Below are 21,215 nucleotides of genomic sequence, written 5' to 3'. Positions count from 1 at the left end.
ATTACGGTGAGACCAAAAGCAACGTAGTAAATGCACTGGCGACATAAGAGCGTGGACATAGCACCTTCCTGGTATAGGAAAATGCCCCGTGACGTGGGGCTGAATCCGTCAAAACAGCAACGAATTCACGGCAGATGCCTGATTCCAAGATGTCCTTGGAGTATTCGCCGACATCATCTGCTGCTCGTGTTCAGACACCGCGAGCTGGTCTTTGGGGTATATCTCGTAATGCTATCAAATAGGCAATTTAGGATGATCTATTTTCTCAGGATGCTTCCAGCGTACTGACAGGATCTCGTGACTGGCCAAGGGATTTATGGGGGCTGCCAGTACATGGGGTGTCTGAATGGGCGTCCTCATCTCCGTTCCAGGCAAAAACAATCGGGTCATCATGACCGGTTCAGGGAAGTTGAAGGCTGGACCGATGAAAGGACCAAAAGATACCCGCATGAGCTGATTCATTTGAGCGATCTGTCGATCCATTGCCACCTGCATGGAGCGCATCTGCCACAAACTCCGATTGATCAGCGCTTGCGCCTGTACCGGAGAGAGATGGCTGGCAGTCACCTGCAAATGTCCGGGATGACCTTGTGCCCCCCAAGTGACCGTTTGTATTCGGATGACACCACCGGGAATATGAATGGTTTTGTTTTCCGCAGAAACGGGAATCGAATGGCCATCCACTGAAACATAAGCTGTCGCCGCATGGGCGAGGGGTAAGGCCATAGTCGCACCGAGAAGGGGCAAGCTCGCCAAGGCAAGCCACTGGCGTTTTGTTTTCGAGAGAGGGTTTCTTTTCATGGCTATCCTCCTTGCTGTAAAAAACCCTGGGACCAAAACAATCGGATGGAAGTGTCCTTCCATCCGAAAAGACCGGAGTTCCTATCAGAAAGTTCCCTGCCAGTCGGGGTCGAACTTGACGAGGCGATGATTGTTCACGGTTTTGTTTGAAGCCTTTCACTGCAGAATCTCCTGGAATTTGCTAGCGATATAATGGTCTTAGGCGGGTGAGCAATAGCAGATCATTTCGGATGGCATTTATGGATGTAATCAACAAATCGGTTATGGACAGGCTGGGCGCCCAATCCCAAGAATTTCGACATACGCAGCCTTACCCATGGATCCGTATTTCGGATTTTCTTTATCCGGAAAAGTTTGACCAGCTCTGCAAGGATCTTCCTGATCCCGTTCTTTTTGAATCCCAAATGGGTTACAAAAGGGCGCACGGGCAAGCAAGCCATGATCGTCTCGCATTACAATATCGACCAGCGCTGGAGAAAGTCTTGGCACCCAGCTGGAGAAATTTTATTCACGAATTGCACAGTGAGGCTTACAAGGATTTCTGGCGCGAGATGCTCGGTTTAACATCCAGGACACCGGTTATCCTGACCATGCACTGGCATTATGCGCCATCCGGTGCCTCCATTTCACCCCATACGGATGCCCGGCGGAAAATAGGTTCGCATATTTTTTATTTTAATACGCCAGAAGACTGGGAAGAAGCCTGGGGCGGACAGACGCTGGTTCTGGATGATGGTGGCAAATGGCCACGTCATTCGGCGCCGGTCTATACGGATTTGCGCGAGGCCGGGGCCTCACAGGTACTGGGGAACCGGAGTTTTCTCTTTGCGCAAACTGATCATTCCTGGCATGCCGTCAAAGCCGTGCAGTGTCCGTCAGGTCATTTGCGTAAGGTTTTTATTGTCGTTGCCAACCGCCTCACCCCGCAGGTCATCTGGCGACGCGTCCGGGGCAAAGACGCTGACGGCTACCGTCTGGCTGGTGGTGTTCAAAAAAACTAACCGTTAATAGATGATGCATATATTATGCAAGGAGAAATCCTTGCACCCACTTTTTGCTGCCCCGATTACGGATTCTCAGGTGAGGTACCTTGTCCTCAGTAATGTTGCCTTGTCGATCTGATTAACTTCAACTTTGGGATGATGACGCCGGAACACTGTGGCAATTGATTCTATGCAAATTTTCCACGTGGTTTAACATTCTTATTATCATGGCACGACTCCAATATTCGCCTCTTTTAATTGTAGGTAACGGCGATATGGGCTGGTCACCGGAAGTGCGGTGATGGCCGATTTGTAAGCCTGTTCTGCCTTTTCAGGCTGATCCAAAGCGGTATAAGCATCGCCTTGGATTTCATCCGTGATAGCTGCGAAGGCCTTGCTGACCTTTGTTAATAGGATAAGTGCCTTGTGGGGATGATGATGATCCACATAGAGCCTTGCCAGACTCAGGCGGGCCATACTATGCATGCCGAGCGGTACTTCATGATGATCAATAATCGCTTTGAAGGCTTTTTCAGCAACGGCTACCTGTTTGCCTTCCATATCCAGGCGAGCTAGAAAAAAATGCGCAAGCGTTCCATAGGGTGTGTCATTATAGGTATTTATAATGCTTTCCGCACTGGCACGGGCAACGCTATTATTCTTGTGAATCGTAGCGTTTACCAGCTCACTATAGAGCAGCGCGGCCTGTTGCATCTGGTGCTGCTGGTACTTGTTGTAGCCCAAAACAGCCAAGCCAACAAAAAGAAAAAAGAGAACGCCTATAATGAGCAGCGTTCGATGACGATGGAGAAATTCCGTGAGTTCTGGACCAGTCATTAACAACAGAATGGGTAGCAAATGATCTATAATCTTGTATTAAGATCAGCAATAAATCAACCCTACCTCAATTCATTTTCTGCTTCGCCTCGTCAAACCGATAGACCTTTTTGTCTACATGTTCTGTTGATGCGCAGACAATGAACAATTCATTGAACTTGCAGTCTCATACAGGGAAACAGGATCTGGCGGTTTACCGATGGATTTGATGAATTCCTTTTGCTCCGGTTGTTTTATTACCAATGTTCAAACCGATCGATGGAGGTGGTCCGATGTGGATGATAAGAAAGAAATTTCCAGCCATTGCTTTAACAGTATCGGCCCTTCTTTCGGGCTGTGCCACCATCACTCCAGTCAGTGGAAACTTCCCGAAAATTGCGCCTGAACAGGCACAATCGGGTCGGGATGACGGGAAGATCGTACGTTGGGGGGGAAAATTGATTGAAACTCAACCTGAGGAGCACCAAACCTGTTTTACGGTATTGGGTGAACCTTTGCGTCACAATGGCCAGCCCAAATCAGAAAAAGGGGAAGCCCACACGGGCCGTTTTTTGGCATGTACTCCGGGTTTCTATGATCCAATGGTTTACAGCAGCGGACGGAACATCACCTTCGTGGGGCGGGTAGTGGGCGTAGTCCATCATAAAATTGGGCAGTTCAATTATCTCTATCCCAAATTGGAGGCAGGCGCTGTTTATCTTTGGCCTCTTCGACCGATAAAACCGCCTGTCCAGGAACAGTTTTACATGGGGGTTGGGTTCGGCAATTACCCGGGTTGGTGGTACGGACCAGGTTGGGGTTTTTGGCCATACTGGTAGTGTGTTGAATGCACGTTTGATATCGTCCCTGCATAGAGAGACCCAACCGGATATTCAAGATGTTGGATTAATCAGTCGAATGTTTGGAGCGTGTTAAGTCTGTGGCTGGATGGTAGACTTTCAGGGTGTGCTGATCAGGCATATCCACGTCATGTACCAACCAGTAGTGGCCTATCTCAAAAGCGCCCCAATAACACAGAGCGAGGACTATCAGTACTAACCATTGTTTCAATGAGGCCTCCTAATAATGGGTTTGATGGTGAAAAGGTTTAGCAAGGAAGCTCCTGTCCGGAGCTTCCCTTTTGTACGCTCTTCAATGGCCAGGTAACTTGATTGACTGACCCACCCGGATCGATGTGATCTGATTGATCACCGACCAAAACTCAAACTCAACCCGGAAGCGTAATCACGACAAAAAGACTTTCATGATGGCTACGCACCCGCATAGATATCGGGGTGTTTGCCGGAAGCCCTTTTACCAACTGTGCAAATTGCTCAGGACTGTCGACACGCTGCTGGTTGATAGACAGGATAGCCATTCCGCTGTGCAAACCGATAAAAGCTGCCGGTCCCGGGTAGACCGCCTGGATCAACACCCCGTGATGAATACCCAGTGCTTTTTGCTCTTTATGCCCCAAGGTTCCAATGCGCAAGCCCAGCCGACGAATATCCAGACTCTGTTTGCTAATGGCGAGCTGCATGTGTTGAGGCATGGTGCCCACTTTAACCCGCAAGGTGTGGGGTTTACCCTGCTCTAAAACCCCAACCTTGATGCTTCTGCCTGGCGGTGTATCTCCAACCAGTGGGGGAAGTGTACCCACACTATATATGGGATGATGGCCATAGGTGACAATGATTTCACCCGGTTTTAATCCCGCTTTGGCAGCAGGGCTTGAGGGCATGACCTGGGCAACAAGTGCTCCGACGGGCTCAGAGAGATGGAGGGCTTTTGCCAATTGAGGGGTGACGGACTGAATTTCGACACCAAGCCATCCGAACTTCAATTTTTGGTGGCGCTCGAAAGCATGTACCGCACGCATGGCTGTATCGATAGGTATACTGAACGACAAACCCATATACCCGCCATCGTTGGTGTATATTTGATCATTGATGCCAACCACCTGTCCCCGCATGTTGAAGATGGGCCCACCCGAGTTGCCCGGATTAATGGGTACATCACTTTGAATAAATGGGATATATTCATCGTCGTGCGGCAATGAGCGATCCAGCGCGCTCACCACGCCTTGGGTGACGGTATTGTACAGGCCAAATGGCATACCAATAGCCAGGAGCCATTGACCAACCTGAAGATTTTTTGAATTGCCAAGACGCACTATGGGGAGATTGTGTGCATGAATTTTGAGTAATGCGGTGTCGTAACGCACGGATAAGCCCACAACGCGCGCACGATAAGCATGGTGATTAGTCAGGGTGACGACAATATGATGCATACCGCGCACAACGTGACCGGCAGTAAGAATGTAACCATTATGGGAAATGATAAAACCCGAGCCAAGTGCCTTGGTAACCTCTTTCACCGGGGGCGTGTAGTTCGGTAGGCCATGGAAAAAACCAAAAAAGGGACTGTTTTCTGGAAATGGATTGAAAAACCCTTGGTGACCGTGAACAATTTTTGTCGAGGAGTCCGTAATTCTGACAATGGCGTCTCCATACTTTTTCACGATGGGGGTGAAGTCAGGCAGATTTACTATGCGTTCCGCATTAGCGGCTTGTTGAGGGGACGGCAAGGGCGTTATGGTGCCATCCGTCTGCCCGAAAACCAGATCAGACACCCCCACACTGAACCCCAAGGCAAGAGCCACAGCCAGCGTTAGGACATAGCGAGAATTTTTCCGCAGCTTGGTTTTCATCAGTTATCTCCTTGAATTTTGCGGTGTCCCTGACACGGATTTAAATCTGCTGTGCAAAAGGGTCTTGGGATTTTTGCCGGGTTTGGGCGATGTGTTTTTGGCAGTCATAGAGGCCGGATATAGCTGGCATCCTGGAACCAGGTAATCTGGATTGATATCCTGCTCCCGAGCCTGATTGGCTGACTGACAAAGGTAGTGTGCTCCTGCTACAAAGGCCAGATTATGGTGAACATCAGCCATACCTGCACCCGGATGAATGCCCAGCAAAACCAGAATGGTTAGCAATAGCCGCTTTTTCATATCCATTAATCCCATGAATCACATTTGCTCAGCTTTATAGAACGGTGGTACTACCCGATAAATAGACAACTTCCGGGTATGTGACATAAAGAACTCTATGAATTGCCGGGTTGAGCACTATGTATTTTTCTAATGGGAAAGTTTTGCTTAACATTTTAGATCTCCTTGGACTGTAAAACTACAGATTACGTCTCTATTGGATAACATTTATGGGAACAAGTTCTGAGATTTTCAAGTAGTGGATTAGAGTTGAGATATTGATTGGTACACTGTTAGAGAGATAATCCATCAGCGAGCATGACGCCAGGGAACTTTCTGGTCGGTTAAAGGTCAGTTTATCTATCTTGAATTCCGGAGAAAGAAAATGCATATCTATCTTGTTGAGGTGTGATGCGCACACCTTGAAGTGCGATGGTAGCCTTTTTAGAGGGTCGGTATCTGAATGCTAAGTATGGATATAGTTCGCAGTCACGATTATCGGGATAGAATCGCTGTTCTTATGGTCGCTCCGTGTAATATTTCCTCCCGGTTCTGTGGTGTTAGATCACAGATGTATTGAGACTGTCTGTTGTGGATTTCCGCAACGATAAGAAGGTGGTTCACATGAAAAAAGTTCGATTGATTATTCTTGCTACTGTGGTTAGTGCCTATGCCATTCCGTCCTTCGCTGGAACAGTTGCTACGGTTAACGGAAAGCCCATTGACCAGAGCGAAGTGCAAACTATTCTGTCCATGAGCCCAAACCTTGCGAAGACTCCCCACGCCCGGCACCAAGTTGTACAAAATTTAATCAACATGGAGATATTGTCACAATACGCCATCAAACATCACATCAATGAGTCCGCTAATTTTAAGACGCGTTTAGCGTTGGCTCGTGAGCAGATTCTTGCTGATGTAGCGGTGGATCATTATGTCCATGATCATCCTGTAACCGCTTCGGCCCTTCAATCAGCCTACCATAATTTCGTGAAATCCATGGGGAAAAAAGAGTACAAGGTTCGGCAAATTCTGGTAAAAACGAAGGCTGATGCGGAAAATATTTTGAGAGCGCTTAAAAATGGAAAGAAGTTTAAAGGGTTGGCTCAAAAAGATTCGATTATACGGTCCGGTGCGGCGCATGGCGGTGAGCTTGGTTGGATTGTGCCTGCTATGTTTTCTGCGCCCCTGGCCAAAGCCATAGAAACCGGACCGATAGAAAAGCCATTCGGACCTGTAAAGACACAGTATGGCTATCACGTCATGGAGGTTCAGGCAACTCGGGCAATCACTCCACCATCCTTTAACGCGATAAAAGAGCGTCTTAAAGTTCAACTCGCTCAACGAGAAGCGGCCAGATTTGTCGATGATCTTCGCCATCATGCTGATATTAAAATATTTGGCTAGCCGTAGTATGTATAATGGATAACTGTTCGTAAGTACGCTCAAGAATGAAACCATGCGTTCATGGTTGGATGGGAGCTAAATCTCATCTACTTAAATATATCGCATGAATGCTTCTGATGGAGAGGGAGGGAGATGATCTGCTATTTAACCTTGATAGGTATGCTGCGATGAAGGATTATATCATCCTACTGATTTCGGCATTCATGGGTCTTGATTTTGTGTTATCGGGAGCGTTATGGCCGCAGTATTATTGCGCAACATTAATTATTTTTATGACCTTGATAGTCTTACAAATCTATCTGGTGTATGTGTTGCATAAAAATGCTGGTTGGCCTGATGATTGAGTCTATGTAATCTAAAACTTTGATTTCTGGGTACCACTATACCTTAAGGTTAAGGAAATATGTGCACGCAATGCTGCTTTTCCACCACAGCATGTCTCTTAAAACGGTCTTCTGATCCGCTTAAATCACTCATGCTTTGGCTTCGAATAGCTATCTATCAGTACGCGATCTTGGCGCGTTTGCTGGTTCATCGTGAAGCAGGGTTACTGTGACATCTATTATGGATAAAGTAATCTTTACATGTGAAGGTATAAGATATGCCAATCAATCCAAAAATATTCCATAAGCTAAGAGCAAACTGGTCTGTTCTTACGGTTTACGAACGTTTTGAACAGATATTTTCAATCGCCATATCTTTCGTGATAATGGTAGTTATTGTGCTTGCTTTTGGCAGCTTTTTGTCACACGTCGTAAACCTATTGGAAATAAAAATAATTGATATAAATAATCGTACTTTTTCCACTATTTTTGGCTCTATTATGAGCTTGCTGATTGCCCTGGAGTTTAATCATACAATTTTCCACTCCATCAAACATCGTGGACAGATAGTCCGTGTTAAAACGGTGGTTCTGATTGCTATACTGGTAATAGCTAGAGAGTTCGTTTTACTGGATACCGGTAATATCCACAGTGCCACAGTTCTTGCTTATGCCATTTCTGCTGTATGCCTTGGCGTGGTTTACTATATCCTTGATGTGCGAGAACGTATAGGTCAGGATGAGTAACTATAGGAGCGTGAATTATAATACGTATCCGAATCCTCTGGTAAGATCATTTATCTGTCTCTTCGTGAGGAGTTATAAAAGCTGATTTTCGTTAATTTGAGCGTGAGTTTGTCTTATCTTGTTATTGATTTAACTTTATGTTTATGCTTGTTTTCTTGGGGTGCCATATGATTCAGAATAAACAGTCTATCTGGTTGTTACCGATTGTGTTAGGTTGTCTGGTTCTTGGCACAGCACAAGCGAGTGTTTTTGCGTTGCCCAATCAAGGCAATATAGTTGGATCATTGCATGCGGTAACAACGCATCAGGACGATACACTTCTTGATATCGGTAGATTTTATGATCTGGGTTACAATCAGGTCACGCATGCCAATCCAGGCGTTAATCCGTGGCTACCCGGGCAGGCTCGTAAAGTGGTCATCCCCGCCCAGTATGTTTTACCACCCAAACCTTGGGTTGGTATTGTTGTAGATATCCCTGCGCGACGGATTTATTACTTTCCAGCCCATGATCATGTCGTATTTACTTACCCTGTTGGGGTGTTTCTACCCGGCTGGAAAGAAAGCTTGACGACTACTGAAATCATTGCCAAGTACCGGATGCCTGCATGGAATGTTCCGAAGAATATCCATGCCTGGTTCAAGAAGAAATTTCACATGAATATACCATGGTACTGGCCGCCTGGCCCCGAAAATCCTATGGGCGAATTGGCGATGGAAACGGGACTCTCTGGTATTTTTATTCATGGAACATACCATCCATGGGGCGTAGGCATGCGGTCCAGTCAGGGCTGTTTTCAGATGTATCCTGAAAATATCGCGCAATTGTTCCCCATGGTTCCGGTCGGGACTCCGGTTCGCATTATCGACCGGCCCAATTTGGTCGGCATTGATAATGGCCAGCTTTATCTCCAGTCCTATAAGCCCTTGGACGCTTATCATAAAGAGGGATTTTCAGACCTTCAGCGTGCCGTTATGCGCATCAAGCTATTCATGACGAAACATGGAGTTCATGAAAAAATTAACTGGGGCAGGGTGCGTCGCATCGTTGAAGAGCACAATACAGTCGCTTTACCCATAGGCGTTCATTCCCCCAGTTATCAAACACTATCTGCAGCACTTCCAGCCAAGCCATATGCTTACGCCCCTTATGGTCCTGCAGCCAATAGTGCGGCCGTTCCTCCGCCTTTGGCTTTAGCGAAAACCAAAAACCAGGAACACCTACATGTACAGGTTATCCTTAAGGGTCAGAAGGAGTGACTCTTTGAGGGATGGTAAGGATGCCTCCCCCTACAGGACCGGCAGCGGGGCGCTTCAGAAGGGAGTCCCCGCTTGATCCGGACGGCATCAAGGTGCCAAGGTGGAAATTTATCCACGGTAAGGACAAGGAGGACTCGTCATGCAGATTACAACTTATGGACTGGATTTGGCAAAAAAGGTTATGCAGCTGCACTGGGTAGACATGGAGACCGGTGAGATTCATCGCAAACAGATGAAGCGTCGGGCGCTTCTGGAGTTTTTCGCCAATCGGCAACCGGATATCGTGGCCATGGAAGCCTGCATTATTCGCGGTAGAGTCGGGTGCGTCTGTCAAGCAGATCCAGCCCCCCGTAATTCAGGGGAAACGCTAGGATGATACTTTATCAGTATGAAACTGTTTTTCCGCTAACACGTGTACCTTTCCCGATTCGCAGAACAGGCAATTAGTATGTACGGTACGGTTCCAATCAGCAGGGAATTCTGGGGGTTGGAGCAGCCATTTTGCGGGTCTTTGTATTGGGGCGCTGCAAGCTTGGCAGGGGATGATTCTAATTCACAGTAGAAATAGAGTTAATTATGTATTTCCATCCCGCGATGGATTTCACGCGGGTGTGGTCTTCCTCAATGACACATAGACCAACAACAAGCTGGACTTCCAGTGCCTCCAGACTGTCAAAGGCCCGGTTGTGAAAATACTTTCCGCAGAGATCGTCCCAGATTTAGTGGCTCTACGAAATGACGGAATGGAACCAATAGATAGCGAAGTAAATAAGCATGAAAGACAAATTTACTGTGGAAGTATCTGAACAGGCAGGGAGCTTGGTTCATCATTACCGGGGGTTTACGGGTAAATAAGCCATAAGAGCGTATGGACGCGCCTCGTGAAGCAGTAAACGTATCTGGTCCATGGGAACCACTCCAGCGAGCGTGGAGCTTTCTCCCAAAATATCGTCACGCAGACTGGTGAGACCCAACACATTCAACTGTTGGGTAGGTGCAATCGAAGGTGTTGGCTGCGGCAGGTATTTTATCCGATATTGTCCTTTGGAAAGTTTTGCCAGTTTGGCAGCCTCCTGAAGCGCTTGCGGCATACCTCCGAGCGCATTGACCAAGCCTAGGTGATAGGCATCCAGGCCACTCCAGGCGCGACCCTGGGCATCGTGTTCGGCTTTTTTGAATGGGATATGTCTAGCGTTGGCTACCAGTTTCACAAAGTCAGCATAGGTATGGTTTACCATCGCCTGAAGCGCTTTTTGAACATTTTTACCCATGGGTGCATACGGGGACAGCGCATTGGCGTTTTTCGTGGTGGCCACTCCCGAATAGTGAACCCCCAATTTTTTTAGTAGCCCTGCATAGTTCGGGAATAGCGCAAACACACCAATGTCGGCTGTCAGCGTGGTGGGATGGGCATAGATACGATCTGCTGCAGTTGAGAGCCAGTAAGCACCTGATGCGCCGAGGGTACCCATGCTGACGATAACCGGTTTATGCGCCTTGCGTAAGCGGACAATAGCGGCACGAATCGCTTGGGCTGCGCTGACATCGCCACCGGGACTATTCACCTGCAAAACGACGGCCTTCACCGAGGCTTCATGACGGACGCGGTTCAACTGCTTGATCGTGGCTTGGGCCGCGACTACGCCTGGAAGGGGGGTGTCTCCCGTTACAAGCATCCCGTCAATAGGTATGACCGCAATTTGCGCATGGGTGTTAGTGGTTTTTTGGGTTGCTGCCAAAAAGGTATGCAATCCAATCAATTTTACGTGGCCAGGGGATTGTTTCAGCGCGGCGGCAACCGCCTTCCTAAACGCATGCGCATCACCGATATGAGTGATCAGTCCTTGCTTAAGAGCCAGCTCAGCAGCATTGCCTCTATAATTCACCATAAGTTCAGGCAACCGGTTCGCATAATCGGCAATTTGCGAAGGTTTAAGCCCACGACCTTGGGCTACATTGTTGCGATAGGCGTTCCACCATACTTTCAGCCAGGCGGCATTTTCAACCCGAGCAGGCTTGGACATATGCGTCAGGGTAAGGGGTTCCATGGCAGATTTATATTGCCCTTGTCGAAAGGAGTATACCGTGATCCCCAATTTGTCTAGTAGTCCTTTAAAATATAAGCCGCGCGTCGAAAATCCGGTGATCAGGACAGCACCTAACTTGGGCAGGTAAATATGGTTGGCCTGGGCGGCCAATAGATAAGCATCTTGGGAATAGTTGGGTGCATAGACATAAATAGGTTTGCCCTGCGCACGAAATCGCCGTAGGGCCCGTGCTATAGTGTCTAGCTGGGTGATACTGCCCCCACTAAAGTCACTTAGATTTAATTCCAGCAGATGAATGCGCGGATCTGTGGAGGCGCGATCAATCCCATGGACCATCTGCCTAACGGAAGCATCTGCAGCCTTCTGCCCGGCAAGGTGATTCAGCACACGACTTTGCCAGGATTCGCTTTGACTGTAAAATAGGGCACCACGTGGAGCGATAAGCAGAGCGGCCCCATTGGGAACAACAGGATGATAGAATGATTTGTAGGCTATAAAAACAACAAGAAACAAAAGAATAACGAGCGTCAGCAGGTTGAGAATTCCTATGCGCAACCAGTGCATGGCACGGTCCAACCAAATGAAGGGAAGAAGCAATATGCGCATAGCCAATCATCCTAACAGCAGTAATAAACGTGATGTGGAGATTCCATTCGAACCATAAAGCCGTATGCAGACCAGTATACAACATTTGTGAAATTCGAAAAATACTAATGTAGCCAGATAGCAGGCCCGCGTTTGATCAGTCAGATATTTTTAGGAGTTACCATGACCTGTCTGAGAAATCGGCATCACCCCTGTATCAAGTACCGATACAGGAGTTTTTCTGATGATGGATTTGACCCGAACCGGATACCGCCCCAATTCCGAAACCATCCAGGCGCTAAAATCCCTGATGGCCCAGAAGGGGAGTGGGGCGCGGGCCTTGCTCGTGACCGGAGAGGCCGGAACCGGCAAAACGGCGCTCGCAGAAGCGATTGCCGATGCGCTGGAAGCGCGGGAGCGTTACCACTACGTCCAACTGCATTCCTGGACGGACGGCGCAAAGTTTTTCGACTACCAGAGCAGTGCGGGGGCTAGCACCCTGCGAAGGGATTCCGAAAAAGGTTTTTTGACCAAGGTGGCCGAAGCTAGCCAGCAGGAAGGTTGGACCGTCGCCTGCCTGGATGAAATGGATAAGGTTCACGAATCCTTTGAAGCACTCTTTTTGGATTGGCTGCAAACCGGCCGCGTACCGGGCAAGCCCGGCGAACACCTTTATACCAATCTCGACCGATTGCTGGTGTTGGTGACCAGTAACGGAATGCGCGAACATACCGAGCCGTTCATGCGTCGCTGTCGGCGGCTGCGCATGGAACGCATGAGTCATGCGCTGGCGGTGGAGTTGCTTTTATCGCGCACCCAGACCTCGGAAAAAGCCTGTGCACTGACTGTTGATCTGGCCCATGCCTGCGAACGGGTGGATGAAACTGTGATCTCCTTACAGGAAATGACCCACTTCCTGAACGAGGCCCGCCATGTTTGCCGAAGTCTGGATGATCTGAAAGCGGCTACCGTGGCTTGGCTCATGCGTCGCGATGAACCCGAAAATATCCTGCGGTCCTTTGAAGTGCAGCGCATTTTGCCATTGCTCTGGGCGGAAATTGAAAGTTTGCAGGAGGTCCCTCTCGAAACCGACATCACCCTGACAGAAACACCCCTTCTGTCCGTGAGCACCCCGCAAGGGCTTGCACCCTGCGAAGGGCTTGGCAGCCTGCAAAGGGTTTGCTCCCTGCAAGAGGGAGACTGAAAAAATGTTTCTCACGCCAGATGAAATAGAAATACTCACTGGACGCAAACGCTGGACCGCCCAGGCACGATGGCTACGGGAACATGGGTATCATTGCGAAATCAACGCGGTCGGACGGCCTGTCGTCCTGCGGGCGGAAGTCGAACGCAAACTTGGCGGAACAGTCACGGAAAGCAGGCCCCATAAAAAAGCACAACCCAGGCTTGAGATTCTGGATCAGGTCGGCTAAAAACGGGGTATGCCCAGACCGCGTACCGTCAATCGCCATTTGCCGCCCCGTATGCAACGCAAGGGGCGGGTTTATTATTATGTCGCCCGCAAGGACGGGAAAAACGTCTGGATACGCCTTTCTGATCGTTACCCCGAAGCGGTAGCAATGTGGGCAGAAATGGAAGGTAAAGAAAACCGCCATGGGCGCACCGTCAGTGACGCTATCCATCGTTTTCTCGCAGAATGTCTCTCTACCTATTCCGAAAAAACACAAAAAGAATGGCCGCGCATGGCGCAAAAACTCGCTGAAGTGTTTGGTGATGTGGAACTGGCTGACGTAAAGCCCCATCATATTGCCGCTTATCTGGATCGACGCAAGGATAAGTCCGGGAAGCCTGTCCTGGTTATCGCCAATCGGGAGATCGGCCTGCTTTCCACCATCTACAGTTTCGCCATGCGGTGGGGATGGTGTGATATCAACCCTACACGCGGAGTGCGACGCAACAAGGAACAGGCGCGGGATCGCTATATTACCGATGCCGAACTTTTACAGATTCGCCAACACGCAAACCCACAATGGCAAATCATCATTGACCTGGCCTACCTGACCGCCCTGCGACGCGGCGACCTTATGCGTCTCCAATTAACGGATATTCAGGACGATGTTCTCGTTGTACGTCCTTCCAAGACGGCCTACTCCACCCGCAAAAAACTGGCTTTCGAGATCACCCAGGAGTTGCGGGTCGTGCTGGATCGCGCCAAGGCTCTGCGGAGACGTGTTGACAGTTTTTATCTGTTTTCTACCCGCGATGGCCAGCCGTTCTCTGAAAACGGCTGGCTCTGGGCCTGGAAACGACTCTGCCAACGTGCCCAGGTAGAAGATGCCCACTTCCATGATATTCGGGCGAAGGCGCTCACCGACGCCAGCAGACAGGGCGGAAGGGACTACGCCCAAGCCCTAGCCGGTCACGCAGACGGTTCCATGACCGAAACCTATATCCGCGCCAGAGAAACCCAAAAGGTACTCCCTTTGGGTAGGGTTTTAGAAGGCAAAGAGTGATTTAGAAAGCGGCACCCTTGGAAGGTGCCGTAATCTGTTGATTTAATTGGTCGGGGCGATAGGATTCGAACCTACGACATCCTGCTCCCAAAGCAGGCGCGCTACCAAGCTGCGCTACGCCCCGTCGCGGCAGAGAATAGCCGCTTGCTGCTCCGTGGTCAATCTAAACGGGACAGTTTCCGACGCAGGCGGTCCAACTCGCTACGGGCCAGGGCGATGCCATCATTGAGGCGTTGCCGTTCCCGGTCGTTCAGATCTTTACCCTTTTGGACCAGCTCTTCGCTGTAAATGGCGATGGTATCCAGCAACTCTTCCACGCGTTCATTCATCCGTTCACGGGAAGCGACCACTTTGTCCCAGGCACGATTAGCCTGATGGCGAATTTGTTCGCGGGTGCGGTCGCCTGCCTGAGGGGCAAAAAGCAAAGCGGTTACTGCTCCGGCAGCGGCACCCGCCAGCAGGGCAATGCCCAAAGCACTATATCCAAGACCATTACTATCGTTGTCGTAATCCATCATAGTCAGACTCCTTCATCAGGTGATGACAGTGGGGGCCTTGCGGCCCGTAAGTTTTTCAATACGGGTCAGGTCCTTGCCCAAGGCAATCAGTTCACGCAGAACCCGTTGTGGATCCAGTTGCTGGCGCGCAGCATCCTGTTCCAGATGTTCATGATAAATCCGCAGAGTCGCACCCTCGGTTCCGGTTCCGGAAAGACGGAAAACCAGGCGCGCTCCATCGCTGAACAGCAGGCGCAATCCCTGATGGCTGCTAATGCTTCCATCTATCTGATCCGTATAGGCAAAATCATCAGCGGTTTGGATAATTCTTCCCGCCAGCGTTTGCCCTGCCAGCACCGGAAGCTGAGCAGTGAGTGTTGCCATGATTTCTTCCCCGGCGCTGGCAGGTATCCCTTCGTAATCATGACGGGTGTAGTAATGGCGGCCAAATTCCTGCCAGTGCCGGGTCACGATTTCTGCCACGGATTTGCCGGTCGCGGCGATCACCGACAACCAGGCAAGGACCGCCCAGAGCCCATCTTTTTCGCGGACATGATCAGAACCGGTGCCGAAACTTTCCTCGCCACAAAAGGTAATCTTACCGGCATCCAGAAGATTTCCAAAAAATTTCCAGCCGGTCGGCGTTTCATAATGTGGTATGCCCAGTTTTTGTGCTACCACATCAACGGCCTGACTGGTGGGCATGGAGCGTGCTACTCCCTTCAATCCGCCGTGGTAACCGGGAATATGGGTAGCATTGGCAGCCAATACCGCCAGAGAGTCGCTGGGTGTGACAAAAAACTGGCGACCCAGAATCATGTTGCGGTCGCCATCACCGTCGGATGCTGCGCCAAAGTCGGGAGCCTCTTCGCCGAACAGATAATCAGCAAGAGACTTGGCATACACCAGATTCGGATCGGGATGACCACCACCAAAATCCGTCAGGGGAATGCCGTTGACGACCGTGCCGGCAGGGGCACCCAGTTGGTTTTCAAGAATCTCCAGGGCATAAGGACCGGTGATGGCGTGCATGGCGTCAAATCGCATGCGGAAATTGCCATTAAAAAGACGACGCAGCGTTTCAAAGTCAAAAATGCGGGCCATCAGCTCGGCATAGTCCCGGACCGGATCGCAAATTTCAACGGTCATGTCGTCGAGTTGAAAAACACCATCGTGATCGATATCGACATCCGCAGTATCCAGAGTTTGATAGCTCTGGATGCTTTTACTGCCGGCCCAGATGGCATCCGTGATTTTTTCAGGAGCGGGTCCTCCGTTGCTGATGTTGTATTTGATGCCGAAGTCATGATGGGGGCCAGCCGGATTGTGGGAAGCGCTGAGAATAATGCCGCCATGGGCATGGTGGGCCCGAATGATTGCAGAAACAGCGGGGGTAGACAAAAGTCCTCCCCGGCCGACCATGACTTTGCCCCAGCCATTGGCTGCGGCCATCCGCAAAATGATCTGGATGGCTTCGCGATTGAAAAAGCGTCCATCGCCACCAAGAACCAGCGTTTTACCCTTGCGGTCAGGAATCGCTGCAAAGATCGATTGGACAAAATTTTCGAGATAATGAGGCTGCTGAAAAACCGAGACTTTTTTACGCAGTCCCGAGGTGCCGGGGCGTTGATCGGTAAAAGCCTGTGTAGGAATCGTCAGCACCGCCATGGTACACCTCAGTGTTCAAGTGGTAAGTCGATGATGGTCGTTTTTCTGCTGGAATCGGTCCGAATCCAGACCGTATAACCACTGATCTGCCAGGAACTGACTATAACCCCTTCACTCTGGATGGCCTTTTCACTGGCACGCACAACCTCCGGGTCACTGGCTTCGTCCCAATCGGCAGTAACATGACGCCGGAGCAATTCCTGTGGATCCAGCTCGCCAGACTCAAAAATGGCCTGGGCATCCGGGGAAACGTAGATGGATCCGAGTTCAAACAGCATGGTTTTTTTCATGGTTCTCAAATTATAGCAGGAGGAAAAAAATCACAAGGCAAAGCCTTGGGTGCGCAGAAAGTCACGACTGGGGTTTGCACACTGGTTCATCAATGCAATCCGGTGCGGATTGTGACGGGCGCGACGCGCCCAGACCCTGGGATGGCTCAGGCCGGCCGCAGCATAAACTTGTTCTGAGGGGAAAAAGCAGGTGCGCAGAAACTGTCGGAATACTTCGCGCAACACCGGGCTGATGGCCTTTTTTTTCAGGCTATGCATGGCCTGACTGCGCATCTGGATGGTCGTCCGGGCAAAAGCCATATGCCGCGCTTCCTCGCGCATGTGCACATGGGTAATGGCGAGCACGGCAGAAGGAAGATCCTTACGGGCGAAAATCAGGCGGTTCATGCGATCGGGCACATCCTCGCCGATGAGAATAGTCGCCCAAAAAGCCGCAGAACCCTCTGGAGCGTAGCGGGCGAACAGACGTGCCAAGGGCGGACGCTCACTAAGAGGGGTCATAAACGGCAGATGGGAACGCTGCTGGAGCTCCAGAAACATGAGACTATGCCCGACTTCTTCACGCAGTTCGTGGAGCTGGTAATGATAGCCCTGGGGATCGCGATACATCTCGTGCAGGGAATTGGCACTGAGTCGCTGGATGAACAGGGCCTCTAGCCAGAGGCCCAGTTCACAAAAAGAAACAAATTCCACCTGCGAAAGCCGGGTGCGTTCATCCGCGCTGAGCTGCTCGTATTCCGGGAGCCCATAAAGTGAAACCAGGGAATTCGGCAGCCAGGCGCTGTCAGCATCCAGACTTTCCCAGGGGATGGTGCTGACCGGATCCCGGTATTGACTGCTATGTGCAGACAAGCGTTTGACCAGCGCATCATGATGGCGCTGGATACGGGCCTGGACGGGAATGTTGGACGCAAAAGTCATGCGCTATTGTGCCATGGTCTAGGAGACCCTCCAAGCTTTAAGCGGACTGAGACCCTGAGCCTGACGTAGAGAGGACAGTGCTTCGCTGACAGAATAACGTGCCTGCCAGCCAAGTGTCTCTTGAGCGCGGCGGGTATCTACAATAAGCGGATTTTCCAGAGCCTGAAGCCAGCCCGGGTCTCCCAAGGTCCGATTGAAGGGCCGCAGACGGAGATGGATGCGATGTAATTGTCCGGGGCTCAATGGTAAAGACCAGCGTCTTGGAATGTTGGACCACGGGACAGGTTCTGCTGCGGCAATATTGAACACTCCACCATGGGCGTGATCCAGAGCAGCAATGATGGCGCTGGTCGCATCGTTTTCATGCAGGCACTGGATGGGTAGATCTGGGTTCTTCATGCGTACATTAAATGGACTGGTCGCAATGGTATTTACCAGCTTTTGCCCATGGGGCCCGATGATGGCATGAAGACGCAATCGGGTAACTGCCAATGCCGGTTCCTGGGCGGAGAAAGTATCCAGCCAGGATTCCAGTGCTGCCTTGTCTTCACTATAGGCAAAACCGGGTACCGGCCGGCAGGGCCAGTTTTCATTCAGAGGAATGGGATTATCGGGCCAGGCACCGTAAGCGGCAACACTGCTGGTGTAAATGACATGCTTTACGCCGGCGTTGGCCGCTGCTTGAAAAAGATGCTGGCTACCGCGCAGATTGATGTCGCGCATCTCGCTGCGCCAACGGTTTTGTGGCCCCAGATGAGGGCTGAGAACCACAAAAGCCAGGTGAATGATCTGGTCGATGCCTGCCAGCTGCTCTGCAAGACACGGGTCGCGAATATCCATGCTGAAGTAGCGCATTTTGGCAGAGCTAAAAGCGGGCGGGTGAATATCAACAGCAATCACCTGCTGAATATCCGGCCGTTGCACGAGAACCGGAAGTAATGCTGCAGCCGTATGACCAGCAGCACCGGTAACCATGACCCGCATCAGCGAGCTTCCGGCGGGTTCAGGAAAGGAATGACTTCTTCCGCGAGCAGTTGCAGGGAACGCCGGGTAACGGCACTGGGCACCATGCCTGCGCCAACCGCCAGAATCAGGCGATCAACTCCGGCATGTGCATATCTGGAAAGCTTCTTTCGACAGGTTTCCGGATCACCGACCACCACCATGCCCATACTTTCGAGCATGCGTAAACTCAGGCCGCGCCGCAGCAGGGGCTCAAGGAAGCCGAGCCGGTGATAGTATTCATAGCTTTCCCGCAATTGCGCGAGAACCGGCCTGGTCTGATCCAGCAAGCGTTGATAGTACCAGGTAAATCCCTCAGCCAGCCGTCTGGCTTCAGAGGCATCTTCCAGGCAAAGGCAACCAATGGTCATGGCAAATCCATTATTTTGTCCGGCCTGCAAAGGGCCTTGACCATGTTGCTGTTGCCAGCTCTTTTTATAAGCGCGTAAATCCTGTTTGATCATGAACCAGGGCTTGAAGGGTCCGGAGAGTACCCCGATGCCTTCCTGAGCGGCCCACTGAAAGGTGGCGGGACTGACGGCTGCTGTCCACAGGGGGGGGTGAGGTCTCTGGATGGGTTTGGGTAATATATCCAGATTTTCAAACTGATAAAGTTTATCCTTGTGGCTGAAAGCAGGTCCTCCAGCCGCACGAAGAATTTGCAAACCTTCCTGCATATGTTGGCGGCTGTCGGCCATTTGGCTGCCGAAAAGTTGATATTCCTTGGGAGAAAAGCCGCGACCAACGCCGAGCTCCAGACGACCATTGCTGAGAATGTCCAGGGCGGCAACCCGTTCGGCAACCCGGATTATGTGATTATAAGGCAGTACCACAACAGCATGTCCCAAGCGCAATTTGCTGGTACGTTGACTGGCAGCAGCCAGAAAGATTTCGGGGGCGCTGGAATGCGAATACTCGCGCATGAAATGATGCTCTACCAGCCAGGCACCATGAAAACCCAGCTGGTCCGCCAGGCTGAGTTCGTCTAGCGTTTCGTGATAAACTTGGGCTTCGCTGCGGCCCTGATGTTCGGGAACAGCAAGTTCGTAGAAAAGATCTATTTTCACTATTGAGGAGCCTCCGTGACCCAGATTGCATCTACTCCGCGCCAGATTGCCGAACGCTTGCAAATTGCCATACTAACATCAGAACAAATGCGCCTGCACTGGGCGGATGAAAGTACGGGCATTCATTACATGGAAGTCGTCATGCCCCTCGAGTGGCAGGAAAGTCCGGAGGGAGACTACCTGCTTTGCAAGGTTCTGGCAGAAAATCTGGAAGTGCGGGTACGGGTTGAGCTGATCCAGAACCTTCCGGCACCGGTAAAATAACGGGATCTACTTTTCAGGAAACTCCAGAAGCTGCGGAAAGATCTTCTCCCGATAATAAGCCAGTTCGTCAATGGATTCACGGATATCCGCCAGGGCCTCATGTTTTTCTGCCTTGGAAAATTTCGGGAAGCCGGGATACCAGCGGGAAGTCAGCTCTTTGAGCGTGCTGACATCAATCATCCGATAGTGAAAAAAGCGCTCCAGTCGGGGCATCAGTCGAGCCAGAAAACGCCGATCCTGGCAAACACTATTGCCGCAAATGGGCGAAGTTCCGGCAGCAACATGCGCGCTGAGAAAATCCAGGGTCTGGGTTTCCACGGCCTGGGTATCCAGGCGACTTTCTCGCACCCGCTGAATCAGCCCGGATTGACCATGGGTACGCTGATTCCAGTCATCCATTTTAGCCAGCACGGTGTCGGGATGATGCACGGCTAGCACCGGCCCTTCGCAGATAATGCGAAGCTGGTTGTCGGTGACAATACTGGCGATTTCAAGGATTTCATCCTGCTCAGGGTGCAGACCGGTCATTTCAAGATCCACCCAGACTAAGCGTTGGTTTTTGGGGTCCATACGACATCCTTGTTGAACAAGCAACAATAGTGTAGCATGATAACCACGATATAAAAAAAGACGGATCAGAGATCCGTCTAATAGCCGCAAAACAACCGCTACAAAACTGTTTCATACCTAAAGCACTGCGGCCTTCGGGCCGACGGTGCATAAAATTCTTAAAGCGCTCCCTCTTTCTGTGAGGTTTGGGTACGTTGCGCCCTCGCCATGGTTTACATAATACGGACGTTTTGTTTCTGGAATATTTCCGCAAAATACCCTGTTTGATTTTTTTTGAAGGCCCGTTTGCTTGTTCACAGCGCCCATAAAAAAAGACGGATCAAAGATCCGTCTAATAGCCGCAAAACAACCGCTACAAACCTGAAAGCATAACCGTTTTTATTATTTACCGGCTTGCTGAAAAACGCGCTCCACTCTATCTTTTGGTTTGGGTACCGCTGCTGCCTATGGTGTTATAGTAGGCGGTAAATATTTCGGGAATATTTCCTGATGGGGCACTGTGCTTCAC

Annotated in this window: 22 protein-coding genes, 1 tRNA gene and 1 pseudogene; 12 read left to right on the top strand and 12 right to left on the bottom strand. The window is 50.5% G+C overall.

The window, feature by feature from the left end; all coding sequences use genetic code 11:
* Nucleotides 1-234: 234 nt before the first annotated feature.
* Nucleotides 235-801 (bottom strand): hypothetical protein, encoded by a 567-nt coding sequence (locus BLW97_RS10945; protein WP_077218381.1) that lies wholly within the window; start codon nt 799-801, stop codon nt 235-237.
* Nucleotides 802-1,040: 239 nt separating this feature from the next.
* Here BLW97_RS10945 and BLW97_RS10940 point away from each other — a divergent pair, with 239 nt between their 5' ends.
* Nucleotides 1,041-1,802: a 2OG-Fe(II) oxygenase gene (locus BLW97_RS10940; RefSeq protein WP_075323656.1), complete on the top strand. Its 762-nt coding sequence runs from the start codon at nt 1,041-1,043 to the stop codon at nt 1,800-1,802.
* 207 nt (nt 1,803-2,009) lie between these two features.
* On the opposite strand, the gene BLW97_RS10935 is transcribed toward BLW97_RS10940, so the two are convergent.
* On the bottom strand, nt 2,010-2,537 hold the full coding sequence (locus tag BLW97_RS10935) for a YfgM family protein (protein ID WP_226852578.1): 528 nt from the start codon (nt 2,535-2,537) through the stop codon (nt 2,010-2,012).
* On the opposite strand from BLW97_RS10935, the gene BLW97_RS20215 reads away from it, so the two are divergent.
* Nucleotides 2,493-2,624 (top strand): hypothetical protein, encoded by a 132-nt coding sequence (locus BLW97_RS20215; RefSeq protein ID WP_264318633.1) that lies wholly within the window; start codon nt 2,493-2,495, stop codon nt 2,622-2,624. The two genes, BLW97_RS10935 and BLW97_RS20215, sit on opposite strands and share 45 nt — an antisense overlap.
* Nucleotides 2,625-2,899: 275 nt before the next feature.
* Nucleotides 2,900-3,439 (top strand): Slp family lipoprotein, encoded by a 540-nt coding sequence (locus BLW97_RS10930; RefSeq protein WP_075323655.1) that lies wholly within the window; start codon nt 2,900-2,902, stop codon nt 3,437-3,439.
* A 389-nt stretch (nt 3,440-3,828) separates the two neighbouring features.
* Here the strand turns inward: BLW97_RS10930 and BLW97_RS10925 are convergent, their stop codons facing one another.
* Complete coding sequence (locus tag BLW97_RS10925; protein WP_075323169.1) at nt 3,829-5,310, bottom strand: trypsin-like peptidase domain-containing protein; 1,482 nt, start codon at nt 5,308-5,310, stop codon at nt 3,829-3,831.
* A gap of 870 nt (nt 5,311-6,180) precedes the next feature.
* Here BLW97_RS10925 and BLW97_RS10915 point away from each other — a divergent pair.
* From BLW97_RS10915 to BLW97_RS10895, 5 genes and pseudogenes are all read left to right on the top strand, one after another.
* A complete protein-coding gene (locus BLW97_RS10915) occupies nt 6,181-6,993 on the top strand; it encodes a peptidylprolyl isomerase (protein ID WP_275077610.1) in 813 nt (270 codons plus the stop codon).
* Nucleotides 6,994-7,109: 116 nt separating this feature from the next.
* Nucleotides 7,110-7,337, top strand: coding sequence for a hypothetical protein (locus BLW97_RS19790; RefSeq protein WP_024894618.1), 228 nt, complete (start codon nt 7,110-7,112; stop codon nt 7,335-7,337).
* 257 nt (nt 7,338-7,594) lie between these two features.
* Nucleotides 7,595-8,062 (top strand): phosphate-starvation-inducible PsiE family protein, encoded by a 468-nt coding sequence (locus BLW97_RS10905; protein ID WP_024894617.1) that lies wholly within the window; start codon nt 7,595-7,597, stop codon nt 8,060-8,062.
* A 167-nt stretch (nt 8,063-8,229) separates the two neighbouring features.
* On the top strand, nt 8,230-9,321 hold the full coding sequence (locus BLW97_RS10900; protein ID WP_065968042.1) for a L,D-transpeptidase family protein: 1,092 nt from the start codon (nt 8,230-8,232) through the stop codon (nt 9,319-9,321).
* A gap of 139 nt (nt 9,322-9,460) precedes the next feature.
* A pseudogene (locus tag BLW97_RS10895) lies at nt 9,461-9,622 on the top strand (IS110 family transposase); the annotation flags it as partial.
* Nucleotides 9,623-10,151: 529 nt separating this feature from the next.
* Here BLW97_RS10895 and sppA read toward each other — a convergent pair.
* On the bottom strand, nt 10,152-11,975 hold the full coding sequence (gene sppA, locus BLW97_RS10885) for a signal peptide peptidase SppA (protein ID WP_075323166.1): 1,824 nt from the start codon (nt 11,973-11,975) through the stop codon (nt 10,152-10,154).
* A 223-nt stretch (nt 11,976-12,198) separates the two neighbouring features.
* On the opposite strand from sppA, the gene BLW97_RS10880 reads away from it, so the two are divergent.
* Genes BLW97_RS10880 through BLW97_RS10870 form a run of 3 tightly spaced genes read left to right on the top strand, consistent with a single transcriptional unit; the run spans nt 12,199 to nt 14,428 of the window.
* Entirely contained in the window at nt 12,199-13,158 is a 960-nt protein-coding gene (locus tag BLW97_RS10880; protein WP_024894613.1) for an AAA family ATPase, read from the top strand.
* Nucleotides 13,159-13,162: 4 nt separating this feature from the next.
* Nucleotides 13,163-13,387, top strand: a complete 225-nt coding sequence (locus BLW97_RS10875; RefSeq protein WP_024894612.1) for a DUF4224 domain-containing protein — start codon at nt 13,163-13,165, stop codon at nt 13,385-13,387.
* Nucleotides 13,388-13,396: 9 nt separating this feature from the next.
* Nucleotides 13,397-14,428 carry a site-specific integrase gene (locus tag BLW97_RS10870; RefSeq protein ID WP_024894611.1) on the top strand — a complete coding sequence of 344 codons (1,032 nt, stop codon included), beginning with the start codon at nt 13,397-13,399 and terminating at the stop codon, nt 14,426-14,428.
* Nucleotides 14,429-14,475: 47 nt separating this feature from the next.
* Here the strand turns inward: BLW97_RS10870 and BLW97_RS10865 are convergent.
* From BLW97_RS10865 to BLW97_RS10835, 7 genes are all read right to left on the bottom strand, one after another.
* A tRNA-Pro gene (locus BLW97_RS10865) sits at nt 14,476-14,552 on the bottom strand.
* 34 nt (nt 14,553-14,586) lie between these two features.
* The gene (locus BLW97_RS10860; RefSeq protein WP_010640391.1) at nt 14,587-14,946 is read right to left on the bottom strand and encodes a YtxH domain-containing protein; all 360 of its coding nucleotides are present in this window, start codon (nt 14,944-14,946) and stop codon (nt 14,587-14,589) included.
* Between the two features lie 15 nt (nt 14,947-14,961).
* Complete coding sequence (locus BLW97_RS10855) at nt 14,962-16,593, bottom strand: alpha-D-glucose phosphate-specific phosphoglucomutase (RefSeq protein ID WP_075323165.1); 1,632 nt, start codon at nt 16,591-16,593, stop codon at nt 14,962-14,964.
* An 8-nt stretch (nt 16,594-16,601) separates the two neighbouring features.
* Nucleotides 16,602-16,883, bottom strand: a complete 282-nt coding sequence (locus tag BLW97_RS10850) for a hypothetical protein (RefSeq protein WP_075323164.1) — start codon at nt 16,881-16,883, stop codon at nt 16,602-16,604.
* A 30-nt stretch (nt 16,884-16,913) separates the two neighbouring features.
* On the bottom strand, nt 16,914-17,804 hold the full coding sequence (locus BLW97_RS10845; RefSeq protein ID WP_075323163.1) for a diiron oxygenase: 891 nt from the start codon (nt 17,802-17,804) through the stop codon (nt 16,914-16,916).
* Nucleotides 17,805-17,822: 18 nt separating this feature from the next.
* Complete coding sequence (locus BLW97_RS10840) at nt 17,823-18,788, bottom strand: NAD-dependent epimerase/dehydratase family protein (protein WP_075323162.1); 966 nt, start codon at nt 18,786-18,788, stop codon at nt 17,823-17,825.
* Entirely contained in the window at nt 18,788-19,873 is a 1,086-nt protein-coding gene (locus tag BLW97_RS10835) for an LLM class flavin-dependent oxidoreductase (protein ID WP_075323161.1), read from the bottom strand. The genes BLW97_RS10840 and BLW97_RS10835 overlap by 1 nt, the downstream gene beginning before the upstream one ends.
* A gap of 15 nt (nt 19,874-19,888) precedes the next feature.
* On the opposite strand from BLW97_RS10835, the gene BLW97_RS10830 reads away from it, so the two are divergent.
* Nucleotides 19,889-20,137 (top strand): hypothetical protein, encoded by a 249-nt coding sequence (locus tag BLW97_RS10830; RefSeq protein WP_010640400.1) that lies wholly within the window; start codon nt 19,889-19,891, stop codon nt 20,135-20,137.
* Nucleotides 20,138-20,143: 6 nt separating this feature from the next.
* Here BLW97_RS10830 and orn read toward each other — a convergent pair whose 3' ends face one another.
* The gene (orn, locus tag BLW97_RS10825) at nt 20,144-20,707 is read right to left on the bottom strand and encodes an oligoribonuclease (RefSeq protein ID WP_010640402.1); all 564 of its coding nucleotides are present in this window, start codon (nt 20,705-20,707) and stop codon (nt 20,144-20,146) included.
* Between the last annotated feature and the right edge of the window lie 508 nt (nt 20,708-21,215).

This window comes from Acidithiobacillus albertensis, assembly GCF_001931655.1.
Taxonomy (GTDB): Bacteria; Pseudomonadota; Gammaproteobacteria; order Acidithiobacillales; family Acidithiobacillaceae; genus Acidithiobacillus; species Acidithiobacillus thiooxidans.
The sequence above is the reverse complement of the archived record's forward strand: the minus strand, read 5'-3'. Positions and strand labels throughout refer to the sequence as shown.

What these genes read in the sequence shown, in the direction of transcription:
- BLW97_RS10870 (WP_024894611.1), top strand. Translation starts at nt 13,397, where the DNA reads ATGCCCAGACCGCGTACCGTCAATCGCCATTTGCCGCCCCGTATGCAA.
- BLW97_RS10880 (WP_024894613.1), top strand. Translation starts at nt 12,199, where the DNA reads ATGATGGATTTGACCCGAACCGGATACCGCCCCAATTCCGAAACCATC.
- BLW97_RS10940 (WP_075323656.1), top strand. Translation starts at nt 1,041, where the DNA reads ATGGATGTAATCAACAAATCGGTTATGGACAGGCTGGGCGCCCAATCC.
- BLW97_RS10860 (WP_010640391.1), bottom strand. Translation starts at nt 14,946, where the DNA reads ATGATGGATTACGACAACGATAGTAATGGTCTTGGATATAGTGCTTTG.
- BLW97_RS10850 (WP_075323164.1), bottom strand. Translation starts at nt 16,883, where the DNA reads ATGAAAAAAACCATGCTGTTTGAACTCGGATCCATCTACGTTTCCCCG.
- BLW97_RS10840 (WP_075323162.1), bottom strand. Translation starts at nt 18,788, where the DNA reads ATGCGGGTCATGGTTACCGGTGCTGCTGGTCATACGGCTGCAGCATTA.
- BLW97_RS10845 (WP_075323163.1), bottom strand. Translation starts at nt 17,804, where the DNA reads ATGACTTTTGCGTCCAACATTCCCGTCCAGGCCCGTATCCAGCGCCAT.
- BLW97_RS19790 (WP_024894618.1), top strand. Translation starts at nt 7,110, where the DNA reads ATGGAGAGGGAGGGAGATGATCTGCTATTTAACCTTGATAGGTATGCT.
- BLW97_RS10905 (WP_024894617.1), top strand. Translation starts at nt 7,595, where the DNA reads ATGCCAATCAATCCAAAAATATTCCATAAGCTAAGAGCAAACTGGTCT.
- BLW97_RS10875 (WP_024894612.1), top strand. Translation starts at nt 13,163, where the DNA reads ATGTTTCTCACGCCAGATGAAATAGAAATACTCACTGGACGCAAACGC.
- BLW97_RS10930 (WP_075323655.1), top strand. Translation starts at nt 2,900, where the DNA reads ATGATAAGAAAGAAATTTCCAGCCATTGCTTTAACAGTATCGGCCCTT.
- orn (WP_010640402.1), bottom strand. Translation starts at nt 20,707, where the DNA reads ATGGACCCCAAAAACCAACGCTTAGTCTGGGTGGATCTTGAAATGACC.
- sppA (WP_075323166.1), bottom strand. Translation starts at nt 11,975, where the DNA reads ATGCGCATATTGCTTCTTCCCTTCATTTGGTTGGACCGTGCCATGCAC.
- BLW97_RS10945 (WP_077218381.1), bottom strand. Translation starts at nt 801, where the DNA reads ATGAAAAGAAACCCTCTCTCGAAAACAAAACGCCAGTGGCTTGCCTTG.
- BLW97_RS10900 (WP_065968042.1), top strand. Translation starts at nt 8,230, where the DNA reads ATGATTCAGAATAAACAGTCTATCTGGTTGTTACCGATTGTGTTAGGT.
- BLW97_RS10855 (WP_075323165.1), bottom strand. Translation starts at nt 16,593, where the DNA reads ATGGCGGTGCTGACGATTCCTACACAGGCTTTTACCGATCAACGCCCC.
- BLW97_RS10925 (WP_075323169.1), bottom strand. Translation starts at nt 5,310, where the DNA reads ATGAAAACCAAGCTGCGGAAAAATTCTCGCTATGTCCTAACGCTGGCT.